The 12,916-nt window shown below is 72.9% G+C and carries 11 protein-coding genes; 9 read left to right on the top strand and 2 right to left on the bottom strand.

Annotated features, from left to right (window positions below; translation table 11 throughout):
- The first annotated feature begins 43 nt into the window (after positions 1 to 43).
- Complete coding sequence (locus EPO13_04160; GenBank protein ID TAK70168.1) at positions 44 to 712, top strand: type 1 glutamine amidotransferase; 669 nt, start codon at positions 44 to 46, stop codon at positions 710 to 712.
- Positions 713 to 726: 14 nt separating this feature from the next.
- Here the strand turns inward: EPO13_04160 and EPO13_04155 are convergent, their stop codons facing one another.
- Positions 727 to 1,104 carry a VOC family protein gene (locus EPO13_04155; GenBank protein TAK70167.1) on the bottom strand — a complete coding sequence of 126 codons (378 nt, stop codon included), beginning with the start codon at positions 1,102 to 1,104 and terminating at the stop codon, positions 727 to 729.
- 120 nt (positions 1,105 to 1,224) lie between these two features.
- Between EPO13_04155 and EPO13_04150 the strand changes: the two genes are divergently transcribed.
- The 8 genes from EPO13_04150 to EPO13_04115 all read left to right on the top strand — a co-directional run bounded on the left by EPO13_04150 (position 1,225) and on the right by EPO13_04115 (position 9,981).
- Entirely contained in the window at positions 1,225 to 2,148 is a 924-nt protein-coding gene (locus EPO13_04150; protein TAK70166.1) for a DUF2520 domain-containing protein, read from the top strand.
- Positions 2,149 to 2,189: 41 nt separating this feature from the next.
- Complete coding sequence (locus tag EPO13_04145; GenBank protein ID TAK70453.1) at positions 2,190 to 3,101, top strand: pantoate--beta-alanine ligase; 912 nt, start codon at positions 2,190 to 2,192, stop codon at positions 3,099 to 3,101.
- A complete protein-coding gene (locus EPO13_04140; GenBank protein ID TAK70165.1) occupies positions 3,013 to 5,145 on the top strand; it encodes an L-aspartate oxidase in 2,133 nt (710 codons plus the stop codon). The genes EPO13_04145 and EPO13_04140 overlap by 89 nt, the downstream gene beginning before the upstream one ends.
- Before the next feature lie 110 nt (positions 5,146 to 5,255).
- Positions 5,256 to 6,158: a carboxylating nicotinate-nucleotide diphosphorylase gene (locus EPO13_04135; GenBank protein TAK70164.1), complete on the top strand. Its 903-nt coding sequence runs from the start codon at positions 5,256 to 5,258 to the stop codon at positions 6,156 to 6,158.
- Positions 6,155 to 6,916, top strand: a complete 762-nt coding sequence (locus EPO13_04130) for a type III pantothenate kinase (GenBank protein TAK70163.1) — start codon at positions 6,155 to 6,157, stop codon at positions 6,914 to 6,916. The genes EPO13_04135 and EPO13_04130 overlap by 4 nt, the downstream gene beginning before the upstream one ends.
- 29 nt (positions 6,917 to 6,945) lie before the next feature.
- Positions 6,946 to 8,478 (top strand): lysine--tRNA ligase, encoded by a 1,533-nt coding sequence (lysS, locus tag EPO13_04125; GenBank protein TAK70162.1) that lies wholly within the window; start codon positions 6,946 to 6,948, stop codon positions 8,476 to 8,478.
- The gene (locus EPO13_04120; GenBank protein ID TAK70161.1) at positions 8,475 to 8,978 is read left to right on the top strand and encodes an amino-acid N-acetyltransferase; all 504 of its coding nucleotides are present in this window, start codon (positions 8,475 to 8,477) and stop codon (positions 8,976 to 8,978) included. The genes lysS and EPO13_04120 overlap by 4 nt, the downstream gene beginning before the upstream one ends.
- Positions 8,979 to 9,129: 151 nt before the next feature.
- Positions 9,130 to 9,981: an N-acetylmuramoyl-L-alanine amidase gene (locus tag EPO13_04115; protein TAK70160.1), complete on the top strand. Its 852-nt coding sequence runs from the start codon at positions 9,130 to 9,132 to the stop codon at positions 9,979 to 9,981.
- Between the two features lie 157 nt (positions 9,982 to 10,138).
- Here the strand turns inward: EPO13_04115 and EPO13_04110 are convergent, their stop codons facing one another.
- Complete coding sequence (locus tag EPO13_04110; protein ID TAK70452.1) at positions 10,139 to 12,853, bottom strand: phosphoenolpyruvate carboxylase; 2,715 nt, start codon at positions 12,851 to 12,853, stop codon at positions 10,139 to 10,141.
- Positions 12,854 to 12,916 lie beyond the last annotated feature (63 nt).

The raw sequence follows: 12,916 nt of genomic DNA, 5'->3' as shown, positions 1-12,916 counted from the left end.
GGTCGCCCGGCCACGGGGCCAAGGGTCGGTCCAGACTGCCGGCATGCCACGGTGGGTCTGCCTGCAGCACGTCCGCTACGAGTCGCCGGCCGGCTGGGCCGAGACGCTGGCTGCCGCAGCAGTACCCCTCGAGGTCTGCCACGTGGCGACCGACCCGCTGCCGGACCCCGACGACGGGGACCTCGCGGGGTTGCTCGTCATGGGGGGACCGATGTACGCCCGCGACGACGACCGTCACGAGTGGCTCGCCGGTGAGCGGCGGCTCATCGCCACGTTGCAGCACCGGGGCACGCCGATCATCGGGGTGTGCCTGGGGGCCCAACTCACCGCAGCCGCCCTCGGCGCGGCCATCGACCGCGGCGGCCACACCGAACTGGGCATCGCGCCGGTGAGCTGGACCGAGGCGGCGCGCGACGTGTTCGGCGCTGCGCTGCCGGCCGAGGTGCTGCACTGGCACGACGACGCCATCGCCAGCGGCGTCGGAACGACGCTGGCCAGCACGCCGATCACCGCCTGTCAGGCGGCGGCGATCGGCAACTCGGTCCTGTTGCAGTTCCACATCGAGATCCGTCCGGCGGACCTTGCCGGGCTCGCCGGGCACCTGCCGCCCGGCATGGTGATCGACCCGGTCGCCCTGGCGGCTGCGCAGGACGGCTGGGCCGACCTTCGCCGGCGGATCCTCGCTCACGTCACCACGGCAGCCGGCGGCTGAAACGCCCGGTGCGGTCAGCCGCCGTACGGCCTGGTGAGGATCTCCAGGTTGTGTCCGTCCGGGTCGGACCAGTAGACGCCGCGGCCACCGTCGCGGTGGTTGATGCTGTGCGGCTGGTGGTGTCCGGGATCCGCCCAGTAGGTCAGGCCGCGGGCCCGGATACGCCCGAGGATCTCGTCGAACTCCGTCTCCCCGACCAGGAACGCGTAGTGCTGAGTCGTGATCTCCGGTCCGGCGTCGACGAAATCGAGGGACACCGCGTTCTGCAACTCCACGACCATGAACGGTCCGAACGGTTGCGGTTCGGGCAGACCGAGCAGCTGACTGTAGAACTGCGCGGCGGCGGACTTGTCCCGGGCGGCGACGATGGTGTGGTTGAGCTGGATGCTCATGAGTCCATCCTTCTCACTGCTGCCGGCCGCTGCCAAGCCGTAGCGGGCTGCCGGTGCCTCCGCCCGCCCCGCCCGGTAGGGGTACGGCGCCGGCCAACGCGGTGGTGAGAGGGTCGCGTCGTGAGTGAGCAAGCCGAGGCGCCACCGCGGCTGCGGACCGGCGTCGTCGGGGTGGGCCGAGCCGGTGCCGTCCTCGCGGCCGCGCTGGCCCGCGCCGGGCATCCGGTGGTGGCGGCGTACGCCGTCTCGGCGGTGTCCCGGGAACGTGCGGCCGCGCTGCTGCCCGGCGTCCCCCTCGTCGAGCCGGCCGAGGTGCTCGCCGCCGCCGACCTGGTCTGGCTCACCGTGCCCGACGACGTCCTGCCGACGCTCGTCGACGGCCTCGTGACGACCGGCGCGGTCCGCCCCGGCCAGTTCCTTGTCCACGCCTCCGGCCGGTACGGCATCGCGGTCCTGGATACGGCGACCGCGGTGGGAGCGCTGCCGCTGGCACTGCACCCGGTGATGAGCTTCACCGGGACCAGCGTCGACCTGCCCCGGCTGGACGGCTGCCCGTTCGGCGTCACCGCACCGGAGGTGTTGCGGCCGGTCGCCGAGGCGCTGGTGGTCGAGATGGGTGGCGAGCCGGTCTGGGTGGCCGAGGACCGGCGCGGGCTCTACCACGCAGCCCTCGCGAACGGCTCGAACCACCTGGTCACGCTGGTCGTCCAGACGCTGGATCTGCTCGCCGCAGCCGGCGTCGCGGACCCGCCGGGCCTGGTCGCTCCGTTGTTGTCGGCGTCGCTGGACAACGCCCTGCGGTACGGCGACGCGGCGCTGACCGGCCCGGTCGCGCGCGGCGACGCCGGTACCGTCGCCGCGCACGTCCGGGAGATCGGCGCGGTGTCGCCGGCGGGGCTGGCGGCGTACCTGGCACTGGCCCGGCTGACCGCCGACCGCGCATTGGCCGCGGGGCGGCTGGCCCCTGAGGCGGCCGCGGCCCTACTGGCCGTCCTCGGGGCAGCCCCGGGCCCGGCGGCCGGGCCGGCGGGGGGCGACCGGTGAGCACGACACCGACGACATCGACGACGCCGGTCCGGCCGGTCGTGGCGCGGACCCGGGCGGACCTGGCCGCGGCGCTGGCAACCCCGGCAGCCGGTCGCGCCCCACGGGCCGTGGTCATGACGATGGGCGCCCTGCACGAGGGCCACGAACTCCTGTTGCGGGCGGCACGGGATCGCGTCGGACCGGCCGGTGCGGTGGTCGCCACCATCTTCGTGAATCCGCTGCAGTTCGGCCCGAGCGAGGACCTGGACCGGTACCCGCGGACGTTCGAGGCGGACGTGACCCGTTGTGCCGCAGCCGGTGTCGACGTCGTCTTCGCACCGGCGGCCAGCGAGATGTACCCGCAGGGCCAGCCGACGGTCACCGTCGATCCCGGGCAGCTCGGCGGCGAGTTGGAAGGCGCGGTCCGCCCGGGCCACTTCTCCGGCGTGCTGACCGTGGTCGCGAAGCTGCTGCACCTCACCGCGCCGGAGCTGGCATTCTTCGGCGAGAAGGACTATCAGCAGTTGGTGTTGATCAGGCGCATGGTGGCGGCGCTGGACTTCCCGGTCACCGTCGTCGGCGTACCGACCGTGCGCGACCCCGACGGGCTCGCACTGTCCAGCCGCAACCGCTACCTCGACCCGCAGCAGCGCGCCCTGGCGGCCGCGATCCCGCGGGCGATCGCCGCCGGGGTTGCCGCGGCCGCAGCGGGCGACGGAGCGCAGGGGGTGGAAGCCGCGGCCACTGCGGTGCTGCAGGCCGCGGGAGGCATCGTCGTGGACTACGTCCAGGTGCGCGGGGTCGATCTGGGCCCGGCGCCGGCGGTGGGCGAGGGCCGGCTTGTGGTGGCCGCCCGCGTCGGTGCGACCCGGCTGCTCGACAATGCCTCCGTCGATCTCGGCCCACCTCGACCCGGTCGGCCGGGCCGGACCGGCTCGGGCCGTACCGACCGACTCGTCCAGGAGACCTGATGCTGCGCACCCTGCTCTCGTCGAAGATCCATCGCGCGACCGTCACCGAGGCAGACCTGCACTACGTCGGCTCGCTCACCCTGGACCTCGATCTCATGGTCGCGGCCGGCCTCGTCGTCGGCGAGCAGGTGCACGTCGTCGACGTCGACAACGGCGCCCGGCTGGTGACGTACGTCATCGAGGGGCCGGCCGGGTCCGGAACCATCTGCATCAACGGCGCGGCTGCCCGGCTGGTCCACCCCGGCGACACCATCATCGTGATCGCCTACGGCCAGTTCACCGAGGCCGAGCTCGCGACGTACCAGCCCCGGATCGTGCACGTGGACAAGGCCAACCGCGTGGTGGCGCTGGGCGCCGACCCTGGCGAGGAGCTGCGGTGACGCTGCGGCTGCCGGCCCGGCTGGTCTCGGCGGACCCGGGGTGGACCGCCGACGCCGACGTCGTGGTGGTCGGGTCGGGCGTCGCCGGGCTGAGTGTCGCGCTGCACGCCCGGCGCGCCGGATACCGCGTCCTCCTGGTGACCAAGGCCCAGGTCGACGAGGGCTCCACCCGGTGGGCGCAAGGCGGCATAGCCGCCGCGCTGGCCGACGACGACTCCCCGCACGACCACCTGCTGGACACCCTCGTCGCCGGTGCGGGCCTGTGCGACGTCGCCGCGGTACGTGCCCTGGTCACCCAAGGCCCTGACGCGGTACGGCGACTCATCGCCCTGGGCGCCGCGTTCGACACCGACGCCGCGGGGCAGCTGGCCCTGACCCGCGAGGGCGGTCACCTGCGTGACCGCATCGCCCACGCCGGCGGCGACGCGACCGGCGCGGAGATCTCCCGTGCCCTGGTCGCGGCGGTGTCCGGCCGGGCAGGTATCGAACTGGTCGCCGACGCGCTCGCGCTGGACCTGCTGCGCGACGACCGCGGGGCGGTCCAGGGCGTCACGTTGCACGTGATGGGCGCCGGTCAACGCGACGGGGTCGGTGCCGTGCTCGCCCCGGCGGTGGTGCTGGCGACCGGCGGACTGGGCCAGGTGTTCGCCGCGTCGACCAACCCCGCGGTCGCGACCGGGGACGGCGTGGCCATGGCGTTGCGTGCCGGCGCGGAGGTCGCCGACCTGGAGTTCGTCCAGTTCCACCCGACGGTGATGTGGCTCGGACCGCAGGCCCGCGGCCAGCAGCCGCTGGTCTCCGAGGCGGTCCGCGGCGAGGGCGCGGTCCTCGTCGACGACGCGGGCGTGCGGTTCATGGTCGGGTTGCACCCGCTGGCCGAACTCGCCCCGCGCGACGTCGTCGCTCAGGCGATCATGCGCCGCATGCTGCAGACCGGCGCCCAGCACGTGTGGCTCGACGGCCGCGGCCTCGGGGCGCAGGTGTGGACGCACCGGTTCCCGACGATCCTCGAGTCGTGCCGGTCCCACGGGATCGATCCGGTGACCGACCTGATCCCGGTGGGCCCGGCGCAGCACTACGCCAGCGGCGGCGTACGGACCGACCTGGACGGGCGGTCCTCGGTCACCGGCCTGTTTGCCGCCGGTGAGGTGGCCTGCACCGGCGTCCACGGCGCGAACCGACTGGCGTCCAACTCATTGCTGGAAGGCCTGGTGTTCGCCGAGCGCATCGGCGCGGTGCTGGCCGCAGGCCTGCCGGAACGCCGCGACCCGGTCACTGCGACCGGGTCGGCGGGACTGCTGGCGGCGTCGTCGCGCCGTACCGTGCAGCAGGCGATGACCGCCGGCGCGGGAGTGCTGCGCAGCGCCGATCGGCTCGAGACGACCGCGGCAGCGCTGCAGGCGTTGTCGTACGCCCATCACCCGCTGCCGTCGACCGCCAGCTGGGAGAGCACGAACCTGCACAGCCTCGCCACCGTGTTGACCCACCACGCCACGGCCCGCGAGGAGACGCGCGGGTCGCATTGGCGGGAGGACTTCCCGGCCCTCGACGACGAGCACTGGCGGGTCCGGCTGGTGGGCTCGCTGGATCCCGACGGCGTCCTGGTGACCCGGCGGGAACCGGTCATGCCGTACGACGACGCGCTCGCGCTGGCGGCCCGGTGACGGCCGCGGTCCCGCCCGGCCCCGGCCCGCTGCCTGCCGCTGACCGGCTGCCTGCCGGTGGCCCACTGCCCCTCGCTGGCCCGCGGCCGGTCTCCGGTCCGCTGCGGGCGATGCTGGCAGCCGCGGGCCTGGACGCCGACCAGGTGGGCCGGCTCGCCGCGGCGACGCTCGCGGAGGATCTCGACGGCGGTGTCGACGTCACGTCGGTGGCCACGGTCCCCGCGGCGCAGCGCAGCACCCTTGATCTCGTCGTACGACGGGCCGGGGTGCTGGCCGGAGCCCCGGTGGCCGCGGTGGTCTTCGAGCTCGCCGGCGCCGGCGACATCGCCGTTCAGTTGCCCGTCGCCGACGGCAGCCGGGTCGACGCGGGCACCGTCGTGCTGACCGCGACCGGGCCGACCCGGGCGCTGCTGACCGCCGAACGCAGCGCCCTGAACCTGCTGGGCCACCTGTCCGGCGTGGCGACGGCCACCCGCGCCTGGGCCGACGCGCTGGCCGGCACCGCCGCCCGGGTCCGCGACACCCGCAAGACGATGCCGGGACTGCGGGCCCTCGAGAAGTACGCCGTGCGCTGCGGCGGCGGGGTGAACCACCGCATGTCGTTGTCCGACGCGGCGCTGGTGAAGGACAACCACGTGGTCTCCGCAGGCGGCGTGGCGGCGGCGTTCGACGCTGTCCGGCAACGGTTCCCGGGCCTCGCCGTCGAAGTCGAAGTGGACTCGCTCAGCCAGCTCGACGAGGTCCTCGCCGCCGGTGCCGACCTTGTCCTGCTGGACAACTTCGACCTCGCGCAACTGCGGGCAGCCGTGGCCCGCAACGCCGGCCGGGCGACGCTGGAGGCCTCCGGCGGCCTGACGCTGGCCGACGCGGCGCTGGTCGGGTCGACCGGGGTGGACTATGTCGCGGTGGGAGCCTTGACCCACTCCGCGCCGGTGCTCGACATCGGAGCCGACCTGCGGCCGGTCACCGTGCCGGCCGGTACCGCCCACCAGCCAGAGGACCCGCACGTATGAGCCTGCTCGCCATCGACGTCGGCAACACCAACACCGTTCTCGGGCTGTTCGACGGGACCGAACTCGTCCGCTCCTGGCGGGTCAAGACCGACGCGCGGGCCACCGCCGACGAGCTGGCATTCCTGTGGCGCGGCCTGCTCAGCACAGCCGAGGTCGACGGCGTCTGCGTGTGCTCGACCGTTCCCGCTGTGCTGCACGAGGTTCGCCGCGTCCTGCAGCAGGAGTTCGCGGGCAAGCCCGCCGTGGTGGTCGAGCCGGGCGTGCGTACCGGCGTCCCGCTGCTGTACGACAACCCCAAGGAGGTGGGCGCCGACCGGATCGTCAACAGCCTGGCCGCCTACACCCTGTACGGCGGACCGGCGATCGTCGTGGACTTCGGGACCTCGACGAACTTCGACGTCGTGTCGGCCAAGGGGGAGTTCCTCGGCGGCGCACTGGCACCCGGGATCGAGATCTCCGTGGATGCGCTGGCGTCGCGGGCGGCCCGGCTGCTCAAGGTCGAGGTGACCCGGCCGCGGTCGGTCATCGGCAAGACGACGGTGGAGGCACTGCAGTCCGGCCTGCTGTACGGCTTCACCGGTCAGGTCGACGGGGTGGTGTCCCGCATCGCCGAGGAACTCGGCGGTGTGAAGGCCGTGATCGCCACCGGCGGCCTCGCGCCGATCGTGGTCCCCGAGTCCGCGACCATCACCGACCACGCGCCGGACCTCACCCTGGTCGGTCTGCGGCTGGTGTACGAGAAGAACGCCGACGGGTGACCGGCGGGCGCTCGGTAGCCTTGCCCGTCGTGACCGACGACCCGACCGCAGCGACGCCGCCAGCAGAGCCGGACGAGGTCGACGAGGACCAGCCCGAGCAGGTCCGGGTCCGGATGGACAAGCGGGCCCGGCTGCTGGCCGAGGGCACCTCGCCGTACCCGGTGTCGGTCCCGGTGACCACGACGATCGGCGCCGTCCGGACCGCCCACCCGGACCTGGGCCCGGACGTCTCCACCGGCGAGCGGGTCGGGGTGGCGGGCCGGATCATCTTCGTACGCAACGGCGGCAAGCTCTGCTTCGCCACCTTGCGTTCCGGTGACGGCGAACAGCTGCAGGCGATGGTGTCGCTGGCCGGGGTCGGCGAGCAGCGGCTGGCGGACTGGAAGGCCCAGATCGACATCGGCGACCTGGTGTTCGTGGCCGGCGAGGTCGTCACGTCCCGCAGCGGGGAACTGTCGGTGCTGGCCGACCGGTGGGCCATGGCCGCCAAGGCACTGCGGCCGCTTCCGGTGGCGCACAAGCCATTGAACGAGGAGACCCGGGTCCGGCAGCGCTACGTCGACCTCATCATGCGTCCGGAGGCCCGTGCCATGGCGCGGCTGCGTCCGGCGGTGGTGGCCGCGTTGCGCGACGGCCTGACCGGCCGGGGATACCTCGAAGTCGAGACCCCCATGCTGCAGACCGTTCACGGTGGCGCTGCCGCGCGGCCGTTCGTCACCCACTCCAACGCCTTCGACCTGGACCTCTACCTGCGTATCGCCCCGGAACTGTTCCTGAAGCGGTGTGTGGTGGGCGGCATCGAGCGGGTGTTCGAGATCAACCGGAACTTCCGCAACGAGGGCGCGGACTCGACGCACAGCCCCGAGTTCGCGATGCTCGAGTTCTACGCCGCGTACGCCGACTACGACGCGATGGCGGTGACCACCCGGGAGCTGGTGCAGGCCGCCGCAGTCGCCGCGACCGGCTCGACCCGGGTGGTCCACCACGACGGGACGGTGCACGACCTGTCCGGTGAGTGGGCCACCGTCTCGATGTATCCGGCGGTGTCGGCGGCCGTCGGGCAGGAGATCTCACCGCAGACCGACCTGGCGACCCTTCGGAAGCTCTGTGCGGCAACCGGAGTCGACGCCGCCGGCGAGTGGCTGGCCGGCAAGCACGTGGAGGAGCTGTTCGAGAAACTGGTGGCTCCGGGTTTCACCGGTCCGACGTTCGTCCGGGATTTCCCGCTCGATACGTCCCCGCTGGTGAGGGAGCACCGGTCGCTGGCCGGCGTCGTGGAGAAGTGGGACCTGTACGTCGACGGGTTCGAACTGGCGACCGGATACAGCGAACTGGTCGATCCGGTGGTGCAGCGCGAGCGCCTGGTGGCGCAGGCTGCGCTCGCCGCCGGGGGGGACGCTGAGGCGATGGCCCTGGACGACGAGTTCCTCCGGGCGCTGGAGTACGGCATGCCGCCCAGTGGCGGCGTGGGGATGGGCATCGACCGGTTGTTGATGGCGATCACCGGTCTCGGGATCCGCGAAACAGTGCTGTTCCCGCTGGTGAAGCCCGGTGGCCGGTGAGTGGCACGGTGACGGTGCGGCCCGCCCGCACCGCGGACGTGGCACGGATCCGCGAGCTGATCGACGTCTACGCCGGTGACCGCCGGCTGCTGTCGAAGGCGACCGTCACGCTGTTCGAGTCCGTGCCCGAGTTCCTGGTGGCCGAGCAGGCCGGTCGCGTGGTCGGCTGCGGTGCGCTGCACGTCATGTGGGAGGACCTGGCGGAGATCCGTACCGTCGCGGTCGACCCGACGCTGCGCGGTGGTGGGGTGGGGTCGGCGCTACTGGTCCGGCTGATCGCGCGGGCGCGCGAGGTCGGTGTCGCGCGGTTGTTCTGTCTCACCTTCGAGACGGACTTCTTCGGCCGCCACGGCTTCGTCGAGATCGAGGGAACGCCGGTCGACGAGGCCGTCTTCGAACAGTTGCTGCACTCGTACGACGAAGGTGTCGCGGAGTTCCTCGACCTGGAACGCGTCAAACCGAACACTTTGGGCAACCACCGGATGCTGCTGATCCTCTGAAGCCCGTCAGGCCGTCAGGCGGGCGGCCCGTGCCGTAGCGGTGGCGTTGCCACTGTGGCGCTACGGCGTCCGGTCGGTCTTCCTCGGCCATGCTGCGTCCGGCGGCTCTGCTGCAGCGGCGCCCACCGGCCACCGATGGCATGCTGCGCCGATGGTTCTCCGACTCGTCCCGCGCCGCGGGCTGGCGCTCGCCGGCGCGACGCTCGGCGCCCTGACCCTGTTTCCCGCGGGCCTCGCACCGGCGACGCCCGCCGGAGCTGCCGGCCCGTCGGGCCCGTCGCTCGCGTCCCAACCGACTACCCAGCAGGTTGCCGCGCCGGCAGTCGTGCCGTCAGTCGACCCGGCGCTGCCGTTGGCCGGGATCACCGTGGCCATCGACCCCGGCCACAATCCGGGCAACTTCAGTCATCCTCGCCAGATCAACAAGCGGTACTGGGTGGGTCTCTGGAAGACCTGCAACACCACCGGCACCGCCACCAACAGTGGCTACCGCGAGGCGAACTACACGTGGGCCGTGCAGCGGGTCCTGCGCGCGCGGCTGACGGCGCTGGGTGCCACGGTGGTCGTCGACCGTGGCGCGCGGACCCCGGCATACGGGCCCTGCGTGCGGGAGCGAGGCCGGTTCGGCACGGCCGAAGGTGCCGACCTGAAGATCTCGATCCACGCCGACGGCGGCCCGGCCTCGGGCCGGGGCTTCCACGTCATCGCGCCTCGGCCGTACGTCGGCTACACCGACGACATCGCCAAGCCGTCACGGCGGCTGGCCACTGCCGTGGTCGCCGGCATGATCGCCGCCCAGTTCCGCCCGGCGACGTACCTGTCGACCCCGATCCAGGTACGGAAGGACCAGGGCACGCTCAACATGAGCGACGTGCCGACGGTCATCGTGGAGACCCTCAACATGCGCAACTCCCGCGACGCGGCGATCGCCACGTCCAAGGCTGGCCGCGCCCGGGTCGCCGACGGGCTGCTGCGGGGCATCCGCGGCTACCTCGGTCGCTGAGTTTCCGGTCGCCTGCCGTACGCCGGTCGCCACGCGTATGCCAGTCGAGGCTGGGCGCCGGTCGCCGGGCGTATGCCAGGCGAAGGTCGTCCGTCGAAAAACAGGCCGCCGGGCCGTATGCCGGTCGAACAGGCCGTCCGTCGAAACAGGGCGCCGATCAGCCGGTGTTGCGCAGCCCGGTGGCGATGCCGTTGATGGTGACCGAGAGCGCCCGCTGCAGTTCGGGTTCCGGTGCGGCGCCGGTGGCCCGCTGCTGGCGGACCCGGCGCAGCAAGGTGACCTGCAGCAACTGCAGCGGCAACAGGTAGGTGTCCCGGATGGCCAGGGTCTGCTGCAGCGTGGGATTGGACTCCAGCAGTTCGGATTCCCCGGTCAGTGCCAGGACCTCGGCGACAGTGCGGGCGTGTTCGGCGCGGATCGTCTCGAAGATGGGCCACAGGTCCGCCGGCACCAGTTGTTCGACGTACTGCGCGGACACGACCAGATCGGTCTTGGCCAGCGTCATCTCGACGTTGGACACGAAGTTGCGGAAGAAGTGCCACTTCTCGTGCATCTGGCTGAGCAGCGCGCCGTGCCCGGCCTCGCGGGCTGCTGCCAGCCCGGTGCCGACGCCGAACCAGCCCGGGACGATCTGCCGGGACTGCGTCCAGCCGAATACCCAGGGGATCGCGCGCAGGCCGCCGATGCCGGCGGCGGTGTCCGGCCGGCGGGAGGGCCGCGAACCCAGGTGCATCCCGCCGAACTCCTCGACCGGCGTGGCCAGCGTGAAGTAGCGCGGCAGTTCCGGGTCGTCCACCAACGCCCGGTACGCCGTCTGTGCCGCGGTCGAGGCCAGGCCCATCACCGCGTCCCAGGACTGCAGGTCCGGCTCGGCGGTCCGCGTCGAGCGGTGCAGCAGAGTCGCTTCCAGCACCGCGGCCATGGTCTGTTCGAGGTTGTCGCGGGCCAGGCCCGGCACGAGGTACTTGTCGGAGATCACCTCGCCCTGTTCGGTCACCTTGATCTCGCCGTCCAGCACCCCCCACGGCTGGGCGAGGATCGCGTCGTACGTCGGACCACCGCCCCGGCCGACCGTCCCGCCACGGCCGTGGAAGAGGCGCAACCGGACGCCGTGCCGGGCCGCGACGTCACGAAGCCGGCGCTGCGCCAGGTGGATCTCCCACTGCGAAGTGGTGATCCCGGCGTCCTTGCAGGAGTCGGAGTATCCGAGCATCACCTCCTGCACGTCGCCGCGCAGTGCCACGATCTGGCGGTACGACGGGTCCGCCAGCGCGCCGTCGAGGATCGCGTCCGCGGCGCGCAGTTCGGCGACGGTCTCCAGCAGCGGGACGAACCCGATGCGGGCGACCCCGGCCGGCAGATCCACCAGGCCGGCCTCCTTGGCGAGCACGGCGACGGCCAGCAGGTCGTCGGCCGCCATCGTCATCGACACGATGTACGACTCGATCGTTCGCGGGCCGTGGGCGTCGAGGGCCTCGCGAATCGCGTCGAACGTGGCGTATGTCGTGGCCGCGTCGTCGTCCAGCGGGGGCGGAGTCGGGGCCAGCGGACGCCGGTTGGCCAGTTCGGCACTCAGCAGCCGGGTCCGGTACGGCCGCGGCATGTCGGCGTACCGCATCGCGTGCTCGCCGAGCCGGTCGACCAGCTGGCCCAGCGCGTGGTGGTGCTTCTCGGCGTGCTCCCGTACGTCGAGGGTGGCCAGTTGCAGTCCGGCGGCCGCGACGGTGCGGATGGCCCGGTCCACCGTGCCCCGGGCAGTGAGGGTGGCGCGGTTGTCCAGCAGGGATCGGCGTACCAGCAGCAGGTCGGCCAGCAGTTCCTCGGTGGTGAGGTAGTCCCGGCCGGGCTCGTGCGGCCGGCCGTCGGCGAGGCGCTCGGCGGTGATGGACAACCGCCGGTGCACGCAGGTGAGCTTCAGCCGCAGCGGCTCCTCGGCGTTCAGCCGGCGGTAGCGGTCCTCCAGGTCCCAGAGGTTGCGCAGGTCCCGTTCGAGGCTGTCTCGCAGTTCGTCGGAGACACCCGCGATCCGGGCGGACGCCGACAGGTCCTCGATGAGCGACCGGATCAGCGGCCGCAGGTCGGCGATCGCGTGCTCGCGCTGGAAGCGCAGCACGCTGCCGGTCACCGCCGGGGTCACGTTGGGGTTGCCGTCGCGGTCGCCGCCGATCCAGGAGCCGAACGTGAGCGGGGTGGCGTCCGGCGGCAGCACGACACCGAGCGTCCCCAGCGCCTCGGCGAGGTCCTCCAGCACGTCCGGAAGCGGGCCGCGCACCAGGTCGTCGAGGTAGTACAGCGCGTTGCGGGCCTCGTCGAGGACCTCCGGCTGACCGATCCGGAGTTCGTCGGTCTGCCACAGCATCTCGACGGCTTCGGCTAGCCGGTGGTCGGTACGAGGTCCCGCCGGCGCGTCGAGCAGGTCGGCCAGCCGGCGTAGCTTCAGCAGCACCGACCGACGCGCTGCCTCGGTCGGGTGAGCGGTGAAGACCGGCCGCACCGCGAGGCCGTCGGCCAATCGCCGTACGTCGTCGGTGGGGACGCCGGCCAGCGCCACCTGCCGGGCGACCCGGGCGAGCCGGCCGCCCTGATCGGCGCGCTGCCGGTCCCAGGCCCGGCCACGGTGGACCTGTTCGGCGATGTTGGCCAGGTGGAAGTACGTCGAGAACGCCCGGGCCAGCTCGATCGCGCGAGGCAGGTCGGCGTCGGCCAGCTCCCGGGCCGCGCCGGCCGGGTCGGCGCGGGCGAGCCGGCGGACCAGCTCCACCTGGTCGAGCAGCCCCTGGTCGACCTGCCGGACCAGGGTCCGGCCCAGCAGCGAGGCGAGCCGGCGGATGTCCGCCCGCAACGCCGCAGCGGTCCGATCGTCGTCGGGCAGGCCGAGTTCGGGCGCTGCCGGGGAGGCTCCCGGCGGCGCGATGTCATTGCCGACAGCAGTTCC

The organism is Actinomycetota bacterium, assembly GCA_004297305.1.
In the GTDB taxonomy this organism is placed as follows: Bacteria; Actinomycetota; Actinomycetes; order S36-B12; family FW305-bin1; genus FW305-bin1.
This window is presented reverse-complemented; position numbering and strand designations above follow the sequence as displayed.